The sequence below is a fragment of the Streptomyces sp. MUSC 14 genome (assembly GCF_001866675.1).
Lineage (GTDB): Bacteria > Actinomycetota > Actinomycetes > Streptomycetales > Streptomycetaceae > Streptomyces.
Genome location: NZ_MLYN01000014.1, coordinates 129,027 through 152,428 on the forward strand (window position 1 = coordinate 129,027; position 23,402 = coordinate 152,428).

18 protein-coding genes and 3 pseudogenes are annotated in these 23,402 nt (G+C 72.9%); 9 read left to right on the forward strand and 12 right to left on the reverse strand.

Translation table 11 applies throughout. The features are described 5' to 3' along the window. Nucleotides 1-46 precede the first annotated feature (46 nt). On the reverse strand, nt 47-1,411 hold the full coding sequence (locus tag BIV25_RS08060) for an FAD-dependent oxidoreductase (RefSeq protein WP_071371481.1): 1,365 nt from the start codon (nt 1,409-1,411) through the stop codon (nt 47-49). 211 nt (nt 1,412-1,622) lie between these two features. Here BIV25_RS08060 and BIV25_RS08065 point away from each other — a divergent pair, with 211 nt between their 5' ends. Next, complete coding sequence (locus BIV25_RS08065; RefSeq protein WP_071371482.1) at nt 1,623-2,687, forward strand: NAD-dependent epimerase/dehydratase family protein; 1,065 nt, start codon at nt 1,623-1,625, stop codon at nt 2,685-2,687. A 29-nt stretch (nt 2,688-2,716) separates the two neighbouring features. Here the strand turns inward: BIV25_RS08065 and BIV25_RS54235 are convergent, their stop codons facing one another. After that, entirely contained in the window at nt 2,717-4,453 is a 1,737-nt protein-coding gene (locus BIV25_RS54235) for an NlpC/P60 family protein (RefSeq protein WP_371273002.1), read from the reverse strand. 556 nt (nt 4,454-5,009) lie between these two features. Here BIV25_RS54235 and BIV25_RS46540 point away from each other — a divergent pair. After that, nucleotides 5,010-6,188 (forward strand): annotated as a pseudogene (locus BIV25_RS46540) (DUF1996 domain-containing protein); the annotation flags it as partial. 116 nt (nt 6,189-6,304) lie between these two features. Here BIV25_RS46540 and BIV25_RS52455 read toward each other — a convergent pair. Then, nucleotides 6,305-6,736, reverse strand: a pseudogene (locus BIV25_RS52455) (lipoprotein); the annotation flags it as partial. Between the two features lie 29 nt (nt 6,737-6,765). On the opposite strand from BIV25_RS52455, the gene BIV25_RS08085 reads away from it, so the two are divergent. After that, nucleotides 6,766-7,236: a flavodoxin family protein gene (locus BIV25_RS08085; protein ID WP_071371484.1), complete on the forward strand. Its 471-nt coding sequence runs from the start codon at nt 6,766-6,768 to the stop codon at nt 7,234-7,236. 401 nt (nt 7,237-7,637) lie between these two features. Continuing rightward, the gene (locus tag BIV25_RS50275) at nt 7,638-7,943 is read left to right on the forward strand and encodes a hypothetical protein (RefSeq protein ID WP_143076592.1); all 306 of its coding nucleotides are present in this window, start codon (nt 7,638-7,640) and stop codon (nt 7,941-7,943) included. 296 nt (nt 7,944-8,239) lie between these two features. Here BIV25_RS50275 and BIV25_RS08090 read toward each other — a convergent pair whose 3' ends face one another. Continuing rightward, on the reverse strand, nt 8,240-9,037 hold the full coding sequence (locus tag BIV25_RS08090) for an SAM-dependent methyltransferase (protein ID WP_079176494.1): 798 nt from the start codon (nt 9,035-9,037) through the stop codon (nt 8,240-8,242). 138 nt (nt 9,038-9,175) lie between these two features. Here BIV25_RS08090 and BIV25_RS08095 point away from each other — a divergent pair, with 138 nt between their 5' ends. Together BIV25_RS08095 and BIV25_RS08100 are read left to right on the forward strand one after the other, a co-directional pair. Further along, the gene (locus BIV25_RS08095; RefSeq protein WP_071371485.1) at nt 9,176-9,691 is read left to right on the forward strand and encodes an SRPBCC domain-containing protein; all 516 of its coding nucleotides are present in this window, start codon (nt 9,176-9,178) and stop codon (nt 9,689-9,691) included. Nucleotides 9,692-9,747: 56 nt separating this feature from the next. After that, a complete protein-coding gene (locus BIV25_RS08100) occupies nt 9,748-10,260 on the forward strand; it encodes a hypothetical protein (protein ID WP_107485996.1) in 513 nt (170 codons plus the stop codon). A 60-nt stretch (nt 10,261-10,320) separates the two neighbouring features. Here BIV25_RS08100 and BIV25_RS08105 read toward each other — a convergent pair whose 3' ends face one another. From BIV25_RS08105 to fae, 6 genes are all read right to left on the reverse strand, one after another. Further along, a complete protein-coding gene (locus BIV25_RS08105; protein ID WP_079176495.1) occupies nt 10,321-11,472 on the reverse strand; it encodes a PP2C family protein-serine/threonine phosphatase in 1,152 nt (383 codons plus the stop codon). A gap of 55 nt (nt 11,473-11,527) precedes the next feature. Next, a complete protein-coding gene (locus BIV25_RS08110; RefSeq protein ID WP_071371487.1) occupies nt 11,528-12,685 on the reverse strand; it encodes an iron-containing alcohol dehydrogenase family protein in 1,158 nt (385 codons plus the stop codon). Between the two features lie 31 nt (nt 12,686-12,716). Beyond that, entirely contained in the window at nt 12,717-13,652 is a 936-nt protein-coding gene (locus BIV25_RS08115) for an NAD(P)-dependent oxidoreductase (RefSeq protein ID WP_071371488.1), read from the reverse strand. 91 nt (nt 13,653-13,743) lie between these two features. Next, nucleotides 13,744-15,264 (reverse strand): aldehyde dehydrogenase, encoded by a 1,521-nt coding sequence (locus BIV25_RS08120; RefSeq protein WP_079176496.1) that lies wholly within the window; start codon nt 15,262-15,264, stop codon nt 13,744-13,746. Continuing rightward, a complete protein-coding gene (locus tag BIV25_RS08125) occupies nt 15,261-16,373 on the reverse strand; it encodes a mandelate racemase/muconate lactonizing enzyme family protein (protein WP_071371489.1) in 1,113 nt (370 codons plus the stop codon). Before BIV25_RS08125 ends, BIV25_RS08120 begins: the two co-directional genes overlap by 4 nt. Beyond that, on the reverse strand, nt 16,370-16,933 hold the full coding sequence (fae, locus tag BIV25_RS08130; protein WP_071371490.1) for a formaldehyde-activating enzyme: 564 nt from the start codon (nt 16,931-16,933) through the stop codon (nt 16,370-16,372). Before fae ends, BIV25_RS08125 begins: the two co-directional genes overlap by 4 nt. 236 nt (nt 16,934-17,169) lie before the next feature. On the opposite strand from fae, the gene BIV25_RS08135 reads away from it, so the two are divergent. The 3 genes from BIV25_RS08135 to BIV25_RS08145 all read left to right on the forward strand — a co-directional run bounded on the left by BIV25_RS08135 (nt 17,170) and on the right by BIV25_RS08145 (nt 20,991). Next, a complete protein-coding gene (locus BIV25_RS08135) occupies nt 17,170-17,958 on the forward strand; it encodes an IclR family transcriptional regulator (protein WP_071371491.1) in 789 nt (262 codons plus the stop codon). A 129-nt stretch (nt 17,959-18,087) separates the two neighbouring features. Next, nucleotides 18,088-19,566: an NAD-dependent succinate-semialdehyde dehydrogenase gene (locus BIV25_RS08140; protein ID WP_071371492.1), complete on the forward strand. Its 1,479-nt coding sequence runs from the start codon at nt 18,088-18,090 to the stop codon at nt 19,564-19,566. A gap of 48 nt (nt 19,567-19,614) precedes the next feature. Next, nucleotides 19,615-20,991 carry an MFS transporter gene (locus BIV25_RS08145; protein ID WP_079176497.1) on the forward strand — a complete coding sequence of 459 codons (1,377 nt, stop codon included), beginning with the start codon at nt 19,615-19,617 and terminating at the stop codon, nt 20,989-20,991. Here the strand turns inward: BIV25_RS08145 and BIV25_RS08150 are convergent. Continuing rightward, entirely contained in the window at nt 20,981-21,970 is a 990-nt protein-coding gene (locus BIV25_RS08150; protein ID WP_071371493.1) for an aldo/keto reductase, read from the reverse strand. The genes BIV25_RS08145 and BIV25_RS08150 overlap by 11 nt on opposite strands. 99 nt (nt 21,971-22,069) lie before the next feature. Further along, nucleotides 22,070-22,673 (reverse strand): annotated as a pseudogene (locus tag BIV25_RS50840) (cytochrome P450); the annotation flags it as partial. Between the last annotated feature and the right edge of the window lie 729 nt (nt 22,674-23,402).

The window sequence follows — 23,402 nt, forward strand, 5'->3', positions numbered from 1 at the left end:
GTCCGGGCCTCCCCGGACCAGGCCTCACACCCTGCTGATCAGGGCCTTACGCCCCGCTCTCCCGCAGCATGTCCGCACGCTCGACGATCTTCACGCGTTCGCGGCCCTGCGGCTCGCCCAGCGCCCGCTCGGCGGCGTCCAGCTTGTACCAGCCCTCCCAGGTGGTGAAGCGGACCTCGCGCTCGGCGAGGAAGGCGTCGACGGCCTCCGGCTCGGGCGCGGCCGGGGTGTGCAGGCGGCCGTTCGCGTGGTCGTCCAGCAGGTTGGCCACGGTCTCGTTGGCGTCACCCTTGGTGTGGCCGATCAGGCCCACGGGGCCGCGCCGGATCCAGCCGGTGACGTAGGTGGACCGCAGGTGGTCGCCGCCCTCCTCGATGACCCGGCCGCCCTGGTCCGGGACGGTGCCCGAGTCGATGTCCCAGGGCAGCTTGGGGAGCTTCTCGGAGAGGTATCCGACGGCGCGGTAGACCGCGGTGACGTCCCAGTCCTTGAACTCGCCGGTGCCCTTGACGTTGCCGGTGCCGTCGAGGGCGGTGCGCTCGGTGCGCAGGCCGACGACCTTGCCGTCCTCGCCGAGGATCTCCGTGGGGGACTCGAAGAAGTGCAGGAACAGCTTGTGCGGCCGCTCGCCGACGTCGCGGATCGCCCAGTTCTCCAGCGTCTTGGCGACCATGTCGGCCTGCTTGTTGCCGCGCCGCGTCTCGATCGAGCCCGCGTCGTAGTCGATGTCCTCGGGGTCGACGATGACCTCGATGTTGGGGGAGTGGTCCAGCTCGCGCAGCTCCATCGGGCTGAACTTGGCCTGGGCCGGGCCCCGGCGGCCGAAGACGTGGATCTCCACGGCCTTGTTGGCCTTCAGGCCGTCGTGGACGTTCGGCGGTATCTCGGTCGGGAGCAGTTCGTCCGCGGTCTTGGCGAGCACGCGGGCCACGTCGAGGGCGACGTTGCCGACGCCGAGCACGGCGACCTTCCCGGCCTGAAGCGGCCAGGTGCGCGGCACGTCCGGGTGGCCGTCGTACCAGGAGACGAAGTCGGCGGCGCCGTAGGAGCCGTCCAGCTCGATACCGGGGATCGGCAGCGCGCGGTCGGCCGTCGCGCCCGTGGAGAAGATCACCGCGTCGTAGAAGTCGCGCAGGTCGTCCAGACCGATGTCGGTCGGGTAGTCGACGTTGCCGAACAGCCGGATCTGCGGCTTGTCGAGCACCTGGTGCAGGGCGGTGACGATGCCCTTGATGCGCGGGTGGTCGGGGGCGACGCCGTACCGGATCAGACCGAACGGTGCGGGCATCCGCTCGAAGAGGTCGATGGACACGCCGGGGTCGGCGGCCACCTCGGACTTGAGCAGGGCGTCGGCGGCGTAGATCCCGGCGGGACCGGCTCCGACGATGGCTACCCGCAGGGGGCGCGGCATGATCAGGTTCCCTTCGAACGTGGACAGTCGGCTCGAATGGGAGGAAGCCTAAACTAAGGCATCCCTAAGTTAGTACGGGGGTCCCGTCTATGACCTCATAAGGTGATCTTATGGGTTGTTCAGGTGTTCCTTATGCGAGGGGTTCCTTGTGGGGGCGGCCGCAGGGATCCTGGCCGGGACTGGGGATGCCGGCCGTGGAGGGTGGGGAAGCGTGGGCGGACTCGCGGGGACGACGGTGGCGGTGACGGGTGGCAGCGGCTTCGTCGGCAGCCACGTGGTACGGCGTCTGCTGGAACGGGGCTGCGCGGTGCACACGACCGTCCGCAACGCCGCCGACACCCGCAAGGTCCGACCGCTGTGGGAACTGCAGGAGGCGTTCCCCGGCCGACTCGTCCTCTACGAAGCCGACCTGCTGAAGGAGGGCTCGTTCGACGAGGCGTTCGGCGGCTGCTCGACCGTCTTCCACGTGGCCTCGCCCTTCCTCATGCCCGAACGCATCCGGGACGGCCGGCGGGACGTCGTGGACCCGGCGTCGCTCGGCACCCGTAACGTCCTCGCGGCCGTCGAGCGCACCCCCGGCGTCGGCACCCTGGTGTTCACCTCGACCGTCGGCACCATCTTCGGTGACTACGCCGACGTGCTCGCGATGGACGGCCAGGTGCTGTCGGAGCGCTACGTCAACACGACCAGCACGGCCGTGGACAACCCCTACCACTACGCCAAGACCCTTGCGGAGCGCACCGCCTGGGAGGCGGCGGCCGCACAGGACCGCTGGCGCATGGTGTCGGTCAACCCCGGACTGGTCCTGGGCCCCTCGTTCACCCCCGCCTCCGACTCCGGCAGCCTCTTCCTGCTGGACGAGCTGCTCCGGGGCTGCTTCTGCTACGGCGCACCGGACTTCAGCTTCACCACCGCGGACGTCCGGGACGTCGCCGACGCGCACCTCGCGGCGGCGGAGAACCCGGCGGCCCAGGGCCGGTACATCGTGGCCGCCGAGACCATGGCGTCGTTCCACGAGATGTCCCGCATCCTCCGCGCCCACCACCCCCGCGACCTGCGGCTGCCGCGCACCGGGCTCCCGCACTGGCCGGTCCGGATCCTGGGCCCCGCCTTCGGCCTCACCCAGGACTACATCAGCAAGCACCTCGGCATCCGCTTCCGCGTCGACAACAGCCGTGGCATCCGTGAACTCGGCCTGACCTACCGGCCGTTGGAGGAGACCCTGCTGGACCACTACGAGAGCCGGCGCGCAAACCGGCGCCGGCGCCACGGCTGAGCCCCCCGGGGCAGGTTGCACCGGCGGGCTCAGGCGGGTCGCACGATCCGGTGGATCGCCGCCTCCCCGGCACCGTAGATCGACTCCTCGCGGATCGTCGACCCCGGGCCCGGCGCGTGGACCATCATGCCGCCGCCGACATGCAGACCCACGTGCCGGTCGTCGTCGAAGAAGAGGACCAGGTCACCGGGTTCGGCACCCGCGAGCGTCACCGGGTCGCCGGCGAGCGCCTGCTCGTGCGCGGCACGCGGCAGAGTGACCCCGGCGGACCGCCAGGCCGCCTGCGTGAGACTGGAGCAGTCGTACGAACCCGGCCCCATCGCCCCCCACACACACGGCTTCCCGATCTGCCCCCGAGCGAACGCGATGGCCGTGGCGGCACGGGCGGCCCGCGACGACTCGGGCGTGGGGGAGGGGACGACGGAAGGCGCGGCGGGCGCCACCGGGTACGGGATCTGGTCGCGGTCGGTGCCGGTGACAGTGCCGGGTGCGGGAGTGCTCGGGGGGCGCAGGAGGCCGGTCTCGGTGGCGAGCACGGGGGTGGCCGGGTACGGGGCCGGGCCCGGGGCGGGTGCGGTGATTGCCGAGGGCGGGAAGGAGCCGGTGGTGATGGCCGAGGCGGGGGCATCCGGCCAGACGGTCCCGGCCGGTTCCTGCGCCGCCGCTGCCGGTCCATCCGGCGTCGGCCCCCACTGAGCTTCCTGCCACTGACCGGTCGCCCAGCCGGTCAGGGCCGCGCCGGCCTGCGCGGCATGGGGTTGGGCGGGCGCGGACGGGGAGGGATCCGTCGTCACGGGGGCGGCCGGCACGGCCGTCGCGGGTATCGCGAGTCGCGCGGCGTACCGGGAGAGGATGTCGCTCGCCGCCGCCAACTTACGCTGGTTACTCGCCTTCGAGGCGGCGAGGGAGGGACGGCCGGGCATGCCGGCACCGGGGAGGATCCTGGGCTCCCGTACGGGCGTGGCCGTCTCGGCAGGCGGTTCGGCGACCGGCGGGGCGGCCGCCTCGACGGGGCCATGACTGAGCGGCGCGCCCTGCACACCGGGGGTCATCAGCATCGACGCCCCCTGTACTGCTGCGGGTGCCATCAGGGTCGCCGCACCCGGCCGGTCCGGAGCCAGGGACGTCGCGGGTCCCGGCGCGACCGGCGCCATGGCGGCCGTAGCCTCCACCGGGTCAGGTGTCATCGATCCCGCCGGCTCTTGTACGCCCGGCGCCGTCAAGGTCGCCGCCGGCCGCACACTCCGGCCCGGCGCGTCCAGTGTCCCGAGCTGTGCCGACCCATCCGCGGTGTGGGCCAAGTCCGCTGTCGTGCCCGGCAGTTCGGACTGCCGGGAGGCCGGTAGGGCTGCACGCCCGCTGTCGTTCGGTATGTCCTGGTCGGAGCCGCCCGCGGTCAGCTCGGCCACCGCGCGGCGGCCGGGGGACTGTTCCAGTTCCAGAGGGCGGCGGGCGGCCGGTGTGCCGCCGCCGGGCAGCTCCCGGGAGCGCGCGGGAGCCGGTGAGCGGTCGGGGAGCCGGTCCGCGGGGAGGGCCGCGGGGACGGTCGGGCCGAGCTTGGCGCGGGCCGCGTCGAACCACTGCCGGGCCATCTCGTCCAGCGCGGGTTCCGGCCGTCGCCCCGACCGCTTGGCCAGCGGCACACCCCGTGAGCGCGTCACCGCGGCCATGGCCCGCGTCGCGTTGAAGTTCCCGGTCTCGTACTCCGCGCGGTCGTAGAGGGACTCGATCCGCTGGCGAACCTCGTCGCGGCTTTCCGGCGCCATGGAAGACGTGCTCCTTCCTTGCCCCGCAGGGCAGTTGGGCCGTTTCGTCCGGCTGAGCCGGGCGGCCAGGCGTCAACCTAACCAAGGTGTGTACCTCGTGTGAAGGTTGGAGCGTGGAATGTCCGATACGTAATTGTGATGTTCGCGGTGACGCTCGAGAGGGAAGGGCCGAGAACCGCGATTTCCTGTGAGAGCCTGGTGAATTCACGAACCTGTTGAACATCACGCAGCCGTCCTCCGTAGGAAACGGGGGATCTCCATCCCGGGCCGGTGAACCGAGACCGGCGAACCACAGAGGACGACCTTGGCACGCACCAGCCGCAGCCGTAGCCGTAGGGGCAACCGTGCACATCCGTCCGGTGCTCGCCGTACGACCCTCGCCGCGGCCGTCCTGCTGCTGGGCGGCGCCGCGCTGGTCGTGGCCGGTGTGTACGCCTCGGCGGCCGAGGGACGGGGGGCCGGCCAGGCAACCGCCGGTCAGGGCGCCACGGTTCGACAAGGCGCCGTCGGCCAGGGGCGGAGCGGAATCGGCCCGGCCCACGGCCAGAACGGCGCGGGGCAGAGCGGAAACGGCCCCGTCGTCTCCGACTACGCGGACATCACCTCCGTGGAGCCCGGCCTGCCGAGCCCGCCCGAGCGGTCCGGTGCCTCACGCGGCAGCTTCACCTCCGACTGCGGCGTCAACGCGGGCGGCCTGTTCAACTCCGACAACGTCATCGTCGCGCCCGGTGTCGCCGACGGCGCCCACCACGTCCACGACTACGTCGGCAACCAGGGCAACAACGCGTTCGCGAGCGACGACGACCTCGCGAAGGCGAGCACGAGCTGTCTGGACCAGGGAGACAAGTCCTCCTACTACTGGCCGGTGTTGCGCCTCCAGAACGGCACGCGCGAGCGCGACGCCGGATCCCCGGGCGGCGGCACGGAGGGCAACGCCGGGCAGATCGTCACGCCGAAGCAGGTCACGCTGACGTTCGTGGGCAACCCGCGCGGCAAGGTCACCGCCATGCCCCGCCTGCTGCGCATCATCACCGGGGACGCCAAGGCCGTCGTCAACGGCCCCGGCAACGCCAACGCGTCCTGGAGCTGCACCGGTTACGAGGACCGGCAGCTGACGGACACGTACCCGCTCTGCCCGGCGGGCAGCGACGTCGTGCGCACCTTCCGGTTCCAGAGCTGCTGGGACGGCCGCAACACCGACAGCGCCGACCACCGTACGCACATGGCCTTCACCGGCCCCGACGGCTCGTGCCCGGCCGGCTTCCGTGCGATCCCTCAACTGGTGCAGCGCATCGTCTACGACGTCCGCGCGCCGAGCCTGCGGGACGGCGGCCGTACGGTTCCGCTGTTCGCGATCGACTCCTTCCCCGACCAGCTGCACAAACCCGTCACCGACCACAGCGACTTCATCAACCTCTTCGACGCGCGCCTGATGCGGGAGATGGTCGACTGCATCAACTCCGGCCGCGCCTGCGAACCCGGCCGCGGCGACTCCGGTACGGCAGCCGTGCCGACGGCCGCCCCGCGTGCGGCGGCGAGTGCGGCACCGAGCGCCGACGCGTCGCCCGCACCCTCCCCGGCCCTCCTCGCCGGGGCCCCCGCGCCGTCCCGGCCCCGGTCGGCGCAGGGGGGAGCAGCCGGGATCGGCGCCCCTGTGTGGTCCTCGGTCCTCGGCACCCTGGTCGCGCTGTCCGGCCTGGGCATGTTCCTCCGGGCCAGACGTCTGCGCCACTGAACCTGCCAGGGCCGGGCCACGACCGGGAAGCGAACCCGGCAGGCGGTACGTCGCCCTGCCGTGTTCTCCTCCGCGGCGACGAACCGCCGGAGCACCGTGCCGGCGTCGGCGTTGCCGTCCCTGCCGGTCCACACGCGCAGGAAGCCGATGCGGCCGGCCGGATTCGCGTCGATCTCGCAGGCGTCGGTGACCGGCCCCTGGCGCAGGAAGCCGTCGGCGAGCGGTCCGGTCAGATCGCCGTCGGAGCCCTTCGACGCCTTCGGCAGCTCCGTCCCGGCGTCGATCGGCCTGGCCTTCCGGTGCCGGGCGATGTCGGAACGGACCGGCAGCGGGCAGTCCGAGCCCGCCGCGCCGATGGTGCCGCCGCTCGGCGTAGCCGTCCCCGCGCCCTTCGCGGATGCCGACGCGCGCGCCGACTTCTTCCCGTCGCCGTCCGCCGGCGCCGCACATCCGCCGAGCACTGCCGCGAGCGCCACCGCCACCGCCAGGCCGCTCTGCCGCCCACGGACCCCGGCCGGAACATCGCGCGCGGGTCCGCCCCGGCCCACCCGGCCCTGCGCTCACTAGGGTGCGGGGTGTGCCTACCTTGCTGATCGTCCATCACACGCCGTCGCCCAACTGTCAGACGCTGTTCGAGGCCGTCCTCGCCGGCGCGACGACACCGGAGATCGAGGGTGTCCGCGTCGTGCGGCGCGCGGCCCTCGCCGCCACCGCCTGCGACGTGCTGGAAGCCGACGGGTATCTGCTCGGCACACCCGCGAACCTCGGCTACATGTCAGGTGCGCTGAAGCACTTCTTCGACCAGATCTACTACCCCTGCCTGGACGCGACCCGGGGCCGCCCCTTCGGCTACTACGTGCACGGGGGCAACGACGTCACCGGCGCCGTCCGTGCCGTCGAGGCCGTCACGACCGGCCTCGGCTGGCGCCGCGCCGCCGAGCCGGTGACCGTCACCGGCGAGCCCGGCAAGGCCGACACCCAGGCGTGCTGGGAGCTCGGAGCCACCGTCGCGGCGGGGCTGATGCCCGACGAGCCTCCCCGCCGGTAGACGGCCGTACGCACCGATTATGCGTGCGCCATGTGCCCCTGGCCCACGATGGAGGGGAAGCCGCGTCCTGCCGGCGCGGCGGCACACCGTCATGTCGTGTACGACGCCGAAGGTCGTACGGCGTCGAACGAGGGAGTCTCGGATGCGAGCGGACGGCCACGCAGCCGGGCGGCCCGCGCCGGACGGTCAGGGCGCCGGGGAAGTGCTGCGCCGGTGCGCGCGGGACGTCGTCGACGTCTCCGAGGGCATCCGCGCGGTGTCCGTGCGCACCGGACCTGACCGCCGCCGCCCGCCGCCGTCCCCGCACCGGCCTCGCCGCGCAGTGGGCGCTGCTGCGGGCCCTGACGCACAGGCAGGGCCTCGGCGGCCCGGCGAGCACCGTCCCGAAGAGCCGGGGACACGTGCTCGGCGCGGTCCGCGGGGTACTGGACCGCGAGAGCCTCGCCGCACGGGCCGCCGTCACCTCGCTGTGCCCCGGGATCGCCGCCGTGCCGGCCGAGCACCCCGAGGTGGCCCGCGAACCGGGCATGCGCCGGCTGCTGGCGGCCGTCACCCGACACCGTGGCCCGGAGTCCGTACGGGCACTGCGCGCGCTGTTCCGCGACCGGGGAGCCCAGCGCCCTGTCCGGGCTCACCCCGCTGATGGCCGAACTCCTCGCCGTCCGCGCCCTGTTGGAAGAGGACCCGAGGAACGGCGGGACCGGTAGCGAAGGCACCGGCTGGGCGCGAGCCGTCCGTGGCCCGGACAGGGGCGAGCGCGTCGCCGAGGCGGTCGAACTCACCGTCCAGGAGCGGCAGTTCATCGCCGTCGAGGGGACCTTCCCCGGGTTCCTGCGCAACATCGAGGTGCTCGCCACGGAGCGTCAATTCCCCGGGCGGGGGCGGTGCGGCGGCCATGGGTACCGCCTTCGGGCGGCATTTCACAGCATATGTCCGCACCGGGCATCCGGCACGGCAGACCGGGCGCTCCGTGCAGGCCCGCCGCCGGGGGCCCGCGCGGCCGTCAGGGTTTGCGCGCCACCCCCACGTACACCGGCTGCACCTCGCGCACCCGCATCCGAGGCCCGGGATGCCAGTCGGTGGCCGCGACGACACCGGGCTCGCACGGCTCCAGACCGTCGAAGAACCGCATCACCTCGGCGTGCGAGCGGGCCCGGACCGTCGCGCCGCCGGAGCGGTAGACGGCCTCGATCCGCGCCCAGACCTCCGGGTCGAACTCGGCGCTGACGTGGGACAGCGCCAGATGGCTGCCGGACGCCAGCGGATCCAGCAGGGTCCGGACGACACCGTACGGATCCTGCTCGTCGGGGACGAACGGCAGCAGCGCGATCAGCGACAGGCCCACGGGCCGGCTCAGGTCGAGGTGCTCGCGGGCGTACTCCACGATCCGCTCCGGCTCGCGGACGTCGGCGTGCAGATAGGCGGTACGGCCCTCGGGGGTGCCCCGGAGCAGGGCCTCGGCGTGCCGCAGCACGATCGGGTCGTTGTCCGCGTACACCACCCGCGCACGCGGCTCGACCGCCTGTACGACCTGGTGCAGATTCGGCTCGGTGGGGATCCCCGTGCCCACGTCCAGGAACTGGTCGACGCCCTGGCGGGCGACGTACCGGGCGGCGCGGTGCATGAACTCGCGGTTGGCCCAGGCCGTGTCCTTCACGCCGGGGAAGATCTCCAGTACCGCGCCCGCGGCCTCGGCGTCGACGGGGTAGTGGTCCTTGCCGTCCAGGAACCAGTCGTACATCCGGGCGGGGTGCGGCCTGCCGGTGTCGATCCGTTCCGGGCTGAATCCGGTGTCTGTCACGTCGGCTCTCCGTGAAGATCGGGGGGTGGGTGCCTCGTGGTGCCTGTGAATCTACCGGGGCGGGTGAACTGCCGTGCGCCAGGGGGACATTCGGGGACAGTCCGGCCGGCGAAGGGGGCGGGCCGGTAGCGTGGGCGCATGTACGCCACACGGATCACCCGGCGGGTGCAGGCGCCCCCGCACGTCGTCTACGAGGCGCTGACCGACCCGGACGCCCTCGCGGCCTGGCGGGTCCCGGCCGGCATGACCGCGTACGTCCACCGTTTCGACGCCCGCGAGGGCGGCACCTTCCGCATCTCCCTCACCTACGACGACGCGTCCGCCCCCGGCAGGTCCGGCGGGCACACCGACACCTATCACGGCCACTTCGCCCGGCTCGTGCCCGGCGAACTGGTCGTGGAGGTGCTCGCGTTCGAGACCGACGACGACGCCGTGCGCGCCACCATGACCATGACGACGACGCTCACCGCGGCCGGCGGCGGCACGGACGTGGAGATCCTGCACGAGGGCGTTCCGGACGCCATCCGCCGCGAGGACAACGAACAGGGCACCCGGACGGCCCTCGACAGGCTCGCCCGGCTCGTCGAGAGCCGTCCGCACTCCGGGAAAAAGATCGCGGACGACGGAACCACCGCGAGGGAAATGCGGTCTTAAAGTCCGTCGAAGGCCGGGATCGGCCTGGTCGCTCCTTAACCGGGGGAATGAGACACATGTCCGCCAGCAGTCGCACGCACAGCCGTAAGATCCTGCTCACCGCCGTGGCCCTGACCGGCGGACTCACCCTGGCCGCCGTGACGCCCGCCCTCGCCGGCACCGGCGCGAGCCACACCACCCGGGCCGCCGCCGTGTCCTCCGCCCAGGGCGACCCGCGCAATGTCACCCAGCACGTCACCGACTTCTACGGCGCCTACATCGACGCCGTCCGGGCCACCGACGACAAGTCCGCCGGCCCGGCCGCCGACGCCCTGCGCCGCTTCTACCTCTCCGCCGCCGCCCAGAAGAAGGTGGCCGCCTTCGAGAAGAAGGAGCACGCCGACGGGATCCTGTTCGCGCAGAGCGTGCCCGTGAAGTGGAACGTGGCCTACACCGGCTTCGGCGCGGGCCACGCCACCAGCCGGGTCACGCTCACCTGGAGCGACGGCAAGCACCCGGAGGTCACCCGGATCGATGTCCAGTCCGACCTGAGGTCCCTGAAGATCACGGACCTCAGGCCGGTCCGCTGAAGCCAGGGCGTGCGATCCCGCTCCGCCCCACTCGGGGCGGGGCGCGCGCCCTTCACACCGTCACCCGTGCCGGTGGGCGTCGTCGCCCGCCCGGCCGTGATGCCGGCCCCGCTCGACCACCGTGCGGTGTACGGCGATCAGCGCGGCGTCGTCGTCCAGCCGGCCGCCCACATGGGTGAGCAGATCGCGGCGCACATGGTGCATCAGCGCCTCGGGACGGTCCTCGGTCCAGCGCGCCGCCCGCTCGGTCAGCGGATAGAACAGGCCGCGGGCGTCCCTCGCCTCCACCACGCCGTCGGTGTAGAGCAGCAGGGTGTCGCCCGGTTCGAAGGAGAACACGTCGAGCGTGTGCTCGGCGCCGCTGTGCACCCCGAGCGGCGGCGACGGGTGCAGGCTCGGGACCGTGACCGCGCTGCCGGGGCTCAGCAGCAGCGGCGGGGGATGACCGCAGCTGGTCATCCGGGTCAGGGGATCCTGGTCCGGTATCTCCACCAGCAGCGCGGTGGCGAACCGCTCGCCCGCCTCCTCCAGCGGTTCCAGGTCCGCCGCATAGCGGGTGATGCTCTGGTCCAGCAGGCCGGCCAGCTCGGGGAGCGGGATGTGCCGGTGCGCGCTCTCCCGGAACGAGCCGAGCAGCAGGGCGGCCTCGCCGATCGCGGCCAGCCCCTTGCCCCGCACGTCGCCGATCATCACCCGCACCCCGCCCTCGTACTGGGTCACCGCGTACAGGTCGCCGCCGATCTGCGCCTCGTCCTCCGCAGCCAGGTACAGCGAGGCGATCCGCAGCGGGCCGATCTGCTCCGGCAGCGGCCACATCAGCACGTGCTGCGCGGCCTCGGCGACCGAGCGGATCTGGGCCAGCTGGGCCTGCCGGCGCTCCCGCACGGCGCTGTAGACCACCACCATCACCGACAACACGGCGAGCGTGATGATCTGCACGATGTGGTTCGTGGTGGTGATGCCGCCGTGGGTGACGCCGATGAGGATCTGGGCGGCAAGGGCCAGCGCCCCGACGGCCGCCGTGGTGCGGGGCCCGGCGAAGGAGGGCGTGAGCGCGGGGGCGATCACCAGGGCCGGGCCGAGATGCACGTTGGTGGGTGTCTGCAGGTCCACCACCGTGATCACCACAATGAGCAGGACCGGGAGCAGCAGCAGCGCGTGCGAGGACAGCCAAGGATGCCGCGCACCCCCCGTCCCGATCCGGGGTCTCATGCCTCCAGCGTGCTCCCGGGCCGGACCCGCCGCACGTCAGGCCCTCCCCGGCGGGTCAGTACACCCGGGTGAGGATCTCCAGGACCTCCCGCTCCTCGGGCAGCCGGGGCGCGTTCCTCGTCACCGCGTCCGCGACCGCGCCCGCCGCGATCGCCGGGAGCAGCGAGCGGTCCGCGCCGAGCGCGCGCAGCGGGCGCTTGACGTCGAGGGCGCCGGACAGCTCCCGCACCGCGGCCACGGCCGCCCGCGCCCAGTCGCCGTCGGCCGGCGGTGTCACGCCCAGCGCCCGGGCCGCCCGCTCGTACGGCTCCCGCGCCCGGGGCGTGCTGAACTCCATGACCTCCTCCAGCACGGCGGCCAGCGCGACTCCGTGCGGGGTGCCCGTGTGCGCGGTCAGCGCATGCCCGATGCCGTGGACCAGGCCGAGTCCCGACAGGGTGAGGGCCTGGCCCGCGAGATGCGCGCCCATCATCAGCTCGGCCCGCGCCTGAAGGTCCGAGCCGTCCCGGTGGGCGAGCGGCAGGGAGTGGCCGATCATGGTCACGGCCTGGGCGGCGTAGGCCGTGGAGAACGCGTTCGCGCCGCGCGAGGCCAGTGACTCGATGCCGTGCACGAGGGCGTCGATGCCGGTCGCGGCCGTCGCCGCCGGGGGCAGGCCGAGCGTGAGCTCCGGGTCCAGCAGGGCGACACAGGGCTTGACGGAGGGGTGGCCGATATACACCTTGCGGCAGGCCGTCGTGTCCTCGACGACGCCGAACCCGTTGGTCTCGGCGCCCGTCCCGGACGTCGTCGGTACGGCGATCAGCGGCAGCCCGTCGGCCGCCTCCCACAGCCGGTCGGCATCGGCGGCGGCCGCGTCCGGATTGCCCACCAGCAGGGAGATCCCCTTCGCGGCGTCCAGCACCGAGCCGCCGCCGAGCGCGACGACCGCCGCGGGACCGAAGCCTCGGGCCCGGGCGGCGCCCGCGTCGACGTTCCCGGTCGACGGGTTGGGCGCCACCTCGTCGTACACGGCGTGCTCCACGCCCGCCGCGGTGAGGATCTTCAGGACGCGCTCGGCGATGCCGGCCGCGCGCAGCCCCGGGTCGGTGACGACGAACGCCCGGTGGTGACCGGTGGCCGCGATCAGTTCGGGCAGCAGCTCGATCCGGCCGGGGCCGAACTCGACCCGGCAGACGGTGTCGAGGCTCCAGGAGGTGAGAGGGTCGGTCATGGGTGCGGCTCCTCGCAGGGACTCGGTGGCGTCAGACCGTGAGGGTGGTGGCGTCGAGGGCGGCGGCCGGCGACGGCAGCCTGAACTCCCGCCCCGCCAGGGCCTCGTAGAGCCGCACCGGACTCATCTCGCCCGCCGACGCGCCGTGCTGGGCCTTGGAGCGGCGGTAGATCTGCTCGACCAGCGCCGACAGTTCCGTCGAGACCCCCACGTCGCGGCCGAGGTCGACGGCGAGCCCGAGGTCCTTGCAGGCCAGCGCCATCGCGAAGGAGTCGTCGTAGTCGCCGTCGGCGAGCACGCACATGATGTCGTGCTCAAGGAAGTGCGAGGCCGCCGGGGAGGCGAGCAGCGAGTTGCGCAGCACACCGAGGTCGACGCCCGCCTTGACGCCGATCGCCAGTACCTCGCTGGTGGCGGTCAGGTGGCTGAACCACAGCAGGTTGATCATGAGCTTGACGGTGTATCCGGCGCCGGTCGGGCCGACGTGCAGCACGCGGTCGGGATCGCCCAGCGCCTCGAAGACCGGCAGCGCGATCCGGAAGTCGTCGTCGGCGCCGCCCACGAAGATCTGGAGCGTGCCCGCCTCCGCGCCCCGCGCCATCCCGCTGACCGGCGCGTCCAGCCGGCGTATGCGCCGGGCGTCGAGGGCCTCGGCCGCGATGCGTGCGGCGGCGGCGGGAGTGGAGGTCGACATGTCGATCCACAGCGCGCCCTCGGGCAGTGCCCCGGCGGCCCCGCCGCGCAGCAGCACCTCCTCCACGACGCGCGGATCGGGCAGCATGGTGATCAGGAACTCGGCGCCGTCGGCGCATTCGGCGGGGGAGTCCGCCCAGCGCGCGCCGAGCCCGAGATGCTCGACGGCGGCCTCCGGCCTGCTGTCGTGCACGGTGACCAGATGCCCCGCGTGGATCAGATGGCGGGCCATGTGGCGTCCCATGTTGCCCAGGCCGATGAAACCGATCCTCATCAGTTGTCCTCGCTGAGAAGAGAAGGGGGTGGACGGGAGGAGGGGAAGGGGGGAAGGGGAGAAGCGAAGGGCGTTGGTTCGCCCGGCCGGTTCAGGCCAGGTCGATCCATGTCGTCTTGAGCGCCGTGTACGCGTCCAGGGCGTGCAGGGACTTGTCGCGGCCCGCGCCGGTCGCCTTGAAGCCGCCGAACGGGGTGATGACGTCGCTGGCGTCGAAGGTGTTGATCCAGACGGTGCCGGCCCGCAGCCGCCGTGCGGTGCGGTGGGCCACGGTCACGTCCCGGGTCCACACGGCGGCGACGAGCCCGAAGTCGCTCTCGTTCGCGAGCCGTACGCCCTCGCGCGCGTCACCGTCGTAGGACACCACCGCGAGCACCGGTCCGAAGATCTCCTCCTGGCCGACCACGGAGGTGTTCGCCACGCCGTCGAGGATCGTGGGCTCCAGGTAGCTGCCGCCGGTCTCGGTGAGTACCCGCTCGCCGCCCAGCAGCACGCGCGCCCCGTCCTGGACTCCGCGCGCGATGTAGCCCCGGACCGTGGCGAGTTGTGTCTCGTCCACGAGCGGCCCCAGCACCGTGGCCGGGTCGAGCGGGTCGCCGACGCGGAAGGTGTCCAGGGTGATCCGGCGTACGGCCGCGAGGAGTTCCTCCTTCACGGAGCTGTGCACGACGACCCGGGAGCCCGCGTTGCAGGTCTGGCCCGCGTTGTAGAAGATGCCCCAGGCCACGGCGGAGGCGGCGGCCTCGATGTCGGCGTCCGGCAGGACGAGTTGGGGCGACTTGCCGCCCGCCTCCACCGCGACCTGCTTGCCGTTGGACTCGCCCGCGTACACCTGGAACAGCCGGGCCACCCGTGCCGAGCCGGTGAAGGCGACCTTGTCGACGTCCGGGTGCCGGCCGAGCGCCTGTCCGGCGACCTCGCCGCGCCCCGGGACCACGTTGAACACGCCGTCCGGCAGGCCCGCCTCGGTGGCGAGCGCGGCCAGCCGCAGCGCGGCGAGCGAGGTCTGCTCGGCGGGCTTCAGCACCACACTGTTGCCGGTGGCGAGCGCCGGTCCCAGCTTCCAACTGGCGATCAGCAGCGCGTAGTTCCAGGGTACGACCGCGCCGATGACACCGAGGGGTTCCCGGGTGACCAGCGCGAGCGCGTCCCCGGACGTCGGGGCGACCTCGTCGTAGGTCTTGTCGATCGTCTCCGCGTACCAGGCGATCGTCTCGGCCGCCTTCGCCACGTCCACCCGCAACGACTCGCTGATCGGCTTGCCCATCTCCAGCGTGTCGAGCAGCGCGAGCTCCTCGGCGTTCGCCACGATCAGCTCCGCCCAGCGCAGCAGGACCCGCTTGCGCTCCCTGGGCGCGAGGTCGCGCCAGCGGCCGTCCTCGAACGCGGCCCGTGCGGAGCGTACGGCACGGTCGACGTCCTCGGCACCGGCGGCCTGCACCTGGGTCAGTGTCCTGCCGTCGCGCGGCGAGACGCTCGGGAGGGTGTCGCCGGAGACGGCGTCCGTGAACGCGCCGTCGATGAACGGGCGGGTCTCGAAGACGAGTTTGCCGGCCGCGGCCTGCCAGTCGGCGTGGGAGCGCGTCAGCAACTCCTCGATGGGGTACGTCACTTCACCCTCCAGCGGTCGATCGCGTCCTCGTCCAGCTCCACGCCCAGCCCCGGCCGGTCCGGCACTTCGAGACAGCCGTCGGCGTCCACGCGCAGCGGCTCGGCGAGCATGAAGTCGCGGCGCTCGGGGGTCCAGCCGGGCGGGTCGTAGGGGAACTCGAAGTACGGGCCGCCGCCCACACCCGCCGAGACATGCAGGTTGGCCAGCACCCCGATGCCGTTCGTCCAGCTGTGCGGGGTGAACTGACGGTGCTTCAGGTGGGCCAGCTCGGCGAGCGTGCGGGCGCGGTGCATGCCGATCGCGAGGACGACGTCCATCTGGTAGACGTCGAGGGCGTCCTCCTCCAGGAAGCGCAGCAGTTCGGGCACCGAGTGGTGCATCTCGCCGGCCGCGATGCGCACTCCCGGGTTCTCGGCGCGCAGCCGTTTGAACCCGTCCAGGTCGGCGTACGGCAGCGGTTCCTCGACCCAGAACACGTCCAGCTCGGCGAGCCGGGCGATGATCCTGCGGGTCGCGGCGAGGTCGGAGGCGTTCGCGGTGTCGCCCGCCATCCGCCAGGACTGGTTGAGGTCGACCATGACGGCGAAGTCGTCGCCGAGTTCCTCGCGTACGGCCCGGACCGCCGCGACGCCCTCGTCGACCCGGTCCCGGTCGATGCGGATCTTCATCGCCCGGAACCCGGCCTCGCGCACCTTCAGCGCGGTCGCGACGCGTTCGCGCGGGGACTTCAGCTCACCGGACGAGGCGTACGCGGGCAGCTTCTTCGCGGCGTTGCCGAAGAGTTCGGCGACCGGGCGGCCGTGCACCTTCCCGATGATGTCCCACAGGGCGGCCTCCAGCGGCCAGTAGGGGGCGCCGTGGAAGCTGGCCGTCTCGATGGCCCGCACATGCCGCGTGATGGCGAGCGGGTCCTCGCCGACGAACAGGTGCCGGTAGGTGTCGAAGCCGTCCATGAGGTCGCCTGAGCCGATACCGGTGATCCCCTCGTCGGTGTGCACACGCACGACCGTGGCGTCGAAGCGGGTGCGCGGCACGGGGTCCCAGGCCGCATGGAACGGCGGGTCCAGCTCCAGCCGCAGCCGGTCCAGCGTGATGTCGGTGATCTTCATCGGGCGAGCACCTCCGCGGACGGCGTGTAGAACGGGTTCGCCGGACCCTCCTTCGCCGCGTCCAGCACGTCGGCCACCGACGGCGAGCCCGTCACGGCGGCGCGGACGGCGCCGTACGCCGCCGCGCGCTGGTTGCGGAAGCAGCCGTCGAGGTCGTCGACACCGGGGTTGACCCAGACCGCCGCGATGACCAGCAGCTCGTCGGCCTCCTCGGCCGGGAGCAGGCCCTCGGTGACGGCGTCCAGCACCCCCTGCGCCAGGCCCGCCTGGGCGCTGCCCCAGGTAGCCCGCTCGTGCAGCTCGCCCGCGGCGGCGGCCTTGGTCACGAACAGCGTCGCCGGCTTGACCGGGACCGAGGGCCGCACGACGGCCACGAACGGCACGTGCCCGGCGCTCGGCGTGGCCAGTGCGGTCGCCCACGCCGTCCCGACCGGGCCGCCCCTGCGGCCGATCACGACGTTGGTGTGCGCGGCGTTCACACCGTCACCGACGAAGGACTCGCCGATCAGCACGGTCGCGGCGAAGGACTGCGCCGCGGCGGATGGATCCGGGGAAGGCATCGAAACTCCAGGACCTTCGGAGGCGGGGTTCGGCGGGCGAACCAGGACGCGATCGCGGCGGGAGAAGAACGAACCTCGCATTCGGGGCAAGTCCCTCCGGCCCGATGCGGTGAATCTAGGTCCGTCACCTGCCGTCGGCAAGACGGTCCCGGGAATCGAAATGCCGGTTGCTGTCCTGACAACTCGCTGCCTGACCTGGTGGTTCGCTCCGGGTTCGGCGTGCCTAGGATGACGCCGTGACGGACACCCCCTCCGCGGTGCGCGGGCACGGCCTGCGCCGGGACATCGATCTGCTGGAGGCCCTCGCCTCCGACGAGGCACAGCGCGCCGGAGGCCTCGGCGTGGTCCGCCTCGCCCAGCTCGTCGGCCGCGAGAAGTCCCAGATCTCCCGCGCCCTGAAGGCGCTCGCCGCCGAGGGGATCGTCGAACGCGACCCCGACACCCTGGAGTACCGCCTCGGCTGGCGGCTGTTCTCGCTGGTCGCCCGCACCTCCGAGAGCCGTCTGGTGCGTGTCGCCGAACCGGTCATGCACGCCCTGTCGGCGGACCTGGAGGAGACCAGCCACCTGTGCGTTCTCAGCGACCGCGAGGTGCTCACCCTGCTGTCCGTCTCCGGTCACTCCTTCCGTGTGCATGGCTGGGAGGGCCGCGGGGTGCCCGCCTGGCGGCTGTCCGCCGGCCGGGTGCTGCTGGCCGACGCCACCCCGGACGAGCTGTACGTCCGCTTCGGCACCGCGAGCGAGATGCCCGTGCCCGAGCTGTGGGCGCTGATCCAGGAGGCCCGGCGGCGCGGGTACGCCCAGGTCAGCGAGGAGTTCGAGGAAGGCCTGGTCGGGGTGTCCGCGCCGGTGCGGGACTTCCGCGGCCGGGTCGTCGCCGCGCTCAACATCTCGGCGCCCGCGTCGCGCCTCGGCGGGCGGCTCGACGAGGCCGGACGGACCACCGCGCGGGCGGCGGCGCGGGTGTCCGTGCTGCTCGGCTGGGCGCCGCGTGCCGCACCGCCCGGCCGGAACATGCCCGTGTGATCGGCGAGTTGCCCTCACAGCAACCCCGATTGCGATCCGGCTGAGTGGCCTTGTCCGCCGTGTGACGCGCTCGTAAATTCACCGCGCATCGGACGGAACCCCGTCCGGGACGGAGGAAAAGAGCAGCTCATGAACCTCGCCGGCATCGACACCCTCGCCAAGGCCCCGCTCGCCGACGGCGACGTGTTCCTCGGCGGCCGCTGGCTCCCGGCCGCCGACGGGCGGACGTACCCGGTCTACGACCCGGCCACCGGAGAGCCGGTGCGCTGGGTGTCCGACGCCGGCCCCGAGGACGCCCGCGCGGCGCTCGCCACCGCCGAACGGGCCGCGGCCGGCTGGCGGGCCACCCCGGCCCGGCGCCGCTCGGAGATCCTGCACGACACCTTCCGGCTCCTGCTCGAACACCGCGACACGCTCGCCGACCTGATCGTCCGGGAGAACGGCAAGGCCCGCCGGGACGCGCTCGCCGAGGTCGGCTACGCGGCCGAGTTCTTCCGCTGGTTCGCCGAGGAGGCCGTCCGCATCGGCTCCTCCTTCGCCGACGCGCCCGGCGGCGGCTTCCGGCACGTCGTACGCCGGCATCCGGTCGGCATCACCGCGTTCGTCACCCCGTGGAACTTCCCGGCCGCCATGGCCGCCCGCAAGATCGCCCCGGCCCTCGCCGCCGGCTGCCCGGTCCTGCTCAAACCGGCCCCCGAGACCCCGCTCACCGCGCTCGCGGTCGCCGCCCTGCTGGCCCGGGCCGGACTCCCGGACGGCCTGCTGAACGTGCTGCCCACCGACCGTGCCCCCGAGGTCGTCTCCGCCTGGCTCGGCGACGAACGGGTCCGCAAGTTCTCGTTCACCGGCTCCACCGCCACCGGCAGGATCCTGCTGGGCCAGGCCGCCGCGCACGTCGTCAACGTGACCATGGAACTCGGCGGCAACGCGCCCTTCGTCGTGTGCGCGGACGCCGATGTCGACGCGGCCGTGCGCGGGGCGATGGACGCCAAGATGCGCGGCGGCGGCGAAGTCTGCATCGCCGCCAACCGGTTCTACGTCCACGAGGCCGTCGCCGCCGAGTTCACGGCGAAGTTCGGCGCCGCCATGGCCGCCGTACGCACCGGACCGGGCGGGCAGGAGGGCGTCACCCTCGGCCCGATGATCAACCGCGCCGCCGTCGACAGGATCCGCTCCCTCGTCGACGACGCGCAGGGCCGCGGCGCCCGGATCGCCGCCCGGGGCACCGTGCCGCAGGGCCCCGGCTTCTACCACCCCGCGATCGTCCTCACGCACGTCCCCGACGACGCCCGCATCCTCCACGAGGAGGTCTTCGGGCCGGTCGCCCCGCTCACCACCTTCACCGACGAGGACGAGGTGGTGGCCCGGGCCAACGCCACCGTCCACGGCCTCGCCGCCTACGTCTACTCCCGCGACGTCGCCCGGGCCCTGCGGCTGGCCGAGCGCCTGGAGGCGGGCATGGTCGGCCTCAACCGGGGCCTGCTGTCCGACCCGGCCGCGCCCTTCGGCGGCGTCAAGCAGTCCGGCCTCGGCCGGGAAGGCGGCCGCGAGGGCATCGAGGCGTTCCTGGAGACGCAGTACATCGCGCTGGACTGGCCCACCGACTGATCCCCCTCCGCCCCGCCGGACTCCGTCCCCCTGGAACAAGGACCGCTCATGGCAACGACACCAACGGCTGAACACCAGTTCGACACGCCCGGCGTCCCGTCCCCGGACCTGCTGCGCGAACGCCGCCGCCTGCACACCAAGCTCAAGCTCGCCACCCAGATCGGCGAGGGCATCGACGGCTACATCATCGGCGGCATCGGCATGGCGATGGGCGCCCTCACCACCGATCTGCATCTGTCCACCGTGATGGAGGGCCTGGTCGGCGCCTCACCGCTCATCGGCATCTTCGTCGGCGGACCCCTGTTCGGCCGGCTCGCCGACCGCTACGGCAGACGCCCGGTCTTCCTCATCGACATGCTGATCTTCCTGATCGGCTCGGTGCTCCAGTTCTTCGTCTCCGACGGCCTCCAACTCTTCGTCATCCGGCTGGTGATGGGCATCGCCATCGGCGGCGAGTACGCCATCGGCGCCCCGCTGCTGTCCGAGTACGCGCCCAGCAAGGGCCGCGGCCGGCTGCTGGCCAGCCTGGAGATCAGCTGGTACGTCGGCTACGCCCTCGCCACCGTCGTCGGCGCCGCGTTCCAGGGCGTGCACGGCGGCTGGCGCTACACGCTGGCCAGCAGCGCGGTCATCGCCCTGGTGTGCGTGGCGCTGCGCGGCGGGATCCCCGAGTCGGCCCGCTGGCTGCTCAGCAGGGGCCGCCGAAAGGAGGCCGAGCAACTCATCGCGCGCTACGGCATGGACATCGACGTCAGCGCCGAACTGGAGGAGGCGAGCGAACCCCAACAGCAGGGCCTGCGCGCCCTGTTCGGCCGCCGGCACCTGCGCAGCACAGTCTTCGCGAGCGTGTTCTGGGCCGCGCTGGTGCTGCCGTACTTCGCCATCGGCACCTTCTGGACCCAGGTCTTCGACGCCCTCCACATGGGCGACAACGCCGTCGCCGCGCTGCTCGTCTACTCCTTCACCGCGGTCGCCGGCGTCACCGCCGGCTGTCTGGTCGTGGACCGCATCGGCCGGCGCAGGCTGCTGATCCCGCCGTTCTGGATCACCGCCGCCGCGCTCGCCATGGTCGCGGTGTGGCCGACGTCCACGCCGGTCATCGTCGGCGGCTTCCTCTTCTTCATCTTCCTCAACGCCGCCTCCAGCGCCCTCACCGCCGTCTACCCGCTGGAGGTCTTCCCGACCTCCCTGCGCTCCACCGGCGTCGGCTTCGCCAGCGCCATGAGCCGGGTCGGCGCGGCCGTCGGGACCTTCCTCCTCCCGATGGGCCTCGACCGATTCGGCGCCCGCTTCGTCCTGCTGGTGGGCGCGGCGGTGCTGGCCCTGGGCGGCCTGGTCTCCCACTTCCTGGCCCCGGAGACGACGGACCTGGACCTGGCGAGGGCGGCCCGCGCCCCGAAGGGGCCGACGGTGCCTACCGGTTGACCGACCGCATCCCCGCCTCGTCGTACCGCTCACCCGACACCTGCGGCAGCTCGGCGTCGATGCGGGCCAGGTCCTCCTTGGTCAGCTCGACGCCGACCGCACCCGCGTTCTGCTCCAGGTAGGTGCGCCGCTTCGTGCCCGGGATCGGCACCACGTCCTCGCCCTGGGCCAGCACCCAGGCGATGGCCAGCTGGGCCGGGGTGACGCCCTTCTCGGCCGCGATCTCCTTGACCTTCGCCGCGAGGCGCTGGTTCGCGTCCAGGTTGGCGTCCGTGAAACGCGGGTTGCCCCGCCGGAAGTCGTTCGCGTCCAGCTCGGCCGGCGAGCTGAAGCGGCCGGCGAGGAAGCCACGGCCGAGCGGGGAGTACGGCACGAAGCCGATGCCCAGCTCCCGGCAGGCCGGCAGCACCTCGGCCTCCACGTCCCGCGTCCACAGCGAGTACTCGCTCTGCACGGCGGTGATCGGGTGCACGGCGTTCGCGCGCCGGATGGTGTCCGCGCTCGCCTCGCTCAGCCCGATGCCGCGCACCTTGCCCTCCTCGACCAGCTCCTTCAGCGCGCCCACGGTCTCCTCGATCGGCACGTTCGGGTCGACCCGGTGCTGGTAGTACAGATCGATGTGATCCGTGCCCAGCCGCTGCAGCGAGCCGTGGACCGACGCACGCACGTGCTCGGCGGAACCGTCCTGCGGGCCGATCGTGCTCATGTCGCCCGGTACCGCGTCGTCCATGCGGTAGTTGAACTTCGTCGCGAGCACGTACTCGTCCCGGTGTCCCCGGATCGCCTCGCCGACCAGTGACTCGTTGGTGAGCGGGCCGTAGAGCTGCGCGGTGTCGAGGAAGTCGATCCCGAGCTCCAGAGCGCGCCGGATGGTCAGGACGCCCTCGTCCTGGTCGGTGGCGCCGTAGAAGGCGGACATGCCCATGCATCCGAGGCCGATGGCCGATACCTGGAGGTCCCGCAGACTGCGCTTCTGCATGTGATGTCCAGCCTTTCCCGTACCTGCGGTCGTCGTCCCGTACGTCTGCGACGCTACGAGTTGGAGCGCTCTCCAAGTCAAGCAACGCTCCGCTGCGGGTCAGGAATCCAGCCGCACCGGCAGCTCGAACAGGTCGTTCTGGGTGACCACCGGCTTGTTGCGCAGGTCCGCCGCCGGAACCGTCAGATCCAGGCCGGGGAACCGGGCGTACAGCGCGGGCAGCGCCACACCCCGCCTCCAGCCGGGACGACGCGGCGCCCGGGCACACGTGCGGGCCGTGGCCGGAGGAGATGTGCCGGTTCCTCGTCTCGCGGGTGAGGTCGAACTTCCCGGCGCTCGGGTCGTGCGCCCCCTCGTCGCGGCCGATCGCGCCGTACGGCACGATCAGCGCGTCCCCGGCCGGGATCACCCGGTCGCCGACCGGCACGTCCTCGGTCGCGAGGCGGATGAGCACGTGCGAGGTCGGGGTCGAGTACCGCAGGGTCTCCTCGATCACCGCGGACCGGTCGGCCCCGCCGGACAGCACCAGGGCGCGCTGCCCCGGATGCGCCGAGAGGTTGACGACGGCGCTGTCGATCAGCGAGATCGTCGTCTCGTGGCCCGCCGCGACCATCAGCTGGAGGGTGGAGACGATCTCCGCGGCGGTGAGGCGGTCGCCGTCCTCGGAAGCGAGGATCAGGGCGCTGGTCAGGTCGCCGCCCGGCCGATCGGGCGCGCAGCGGCGGCCCGGGCGTGCCCCGGCCAGCACGGCGACGGAGTCGGCGAGCCGGCCCGCCTGGGCGGTGCGGTGGTCGGGCTGGAGCAGGCCGGCGAGGGCGGCCGTGGCGAGGGCCTGCAGCCGGCCGGCCGCGTCGGAGGTCGCGGCGAGCGCCGTGTCCCGCTCGCGCCGCGCCTGCTCCGACTCGGCCGCCAGTCGCGTGTTCTCACCCCGCAGCCGGTCCGTCTCCCGCCCGCTCCAGCCGCGCCCGCGCTCGGCCTCGAACGTCCCGGTGAACTCGGCGCGCTGCTGCGCGGGTTCGTCGATGAGCCGCTGCTGCTCCTGGCGGGTCTCCTCGCTCGTACGGGCCTGCTGGTGCAGGAGCCGTCCGGGATCCCGGGTCGCGGCCTCCAGCCGGTGCCGCAGGCCGCGCGTGGTGCCCAGGCCGTGCGCGGCCGTGGCGACCGCCGCGCTCAGCACGGCCGCTGCCGTGCCCGCGGCCCAGGCCAGCGGGGTACGCACCGAGTCCGGCGCCGCCGCCACCGCCGCGCAGACCAGGAGCGCCGACAGGGCGCCGATCGCGGCGGGTGCGGAGAAGAAGGTGCGGAGAGAGGGTCGGTCGCCGGCATGCGTGGGCTGGGTCGTCGGTCCGGTCCTCGCGGCAGGGGCGGGCAGGTGGGGGCTGGCGAAAACAATCGGGTGGTGAGATGTGACGCACGGTGGTGAACTGGCGGT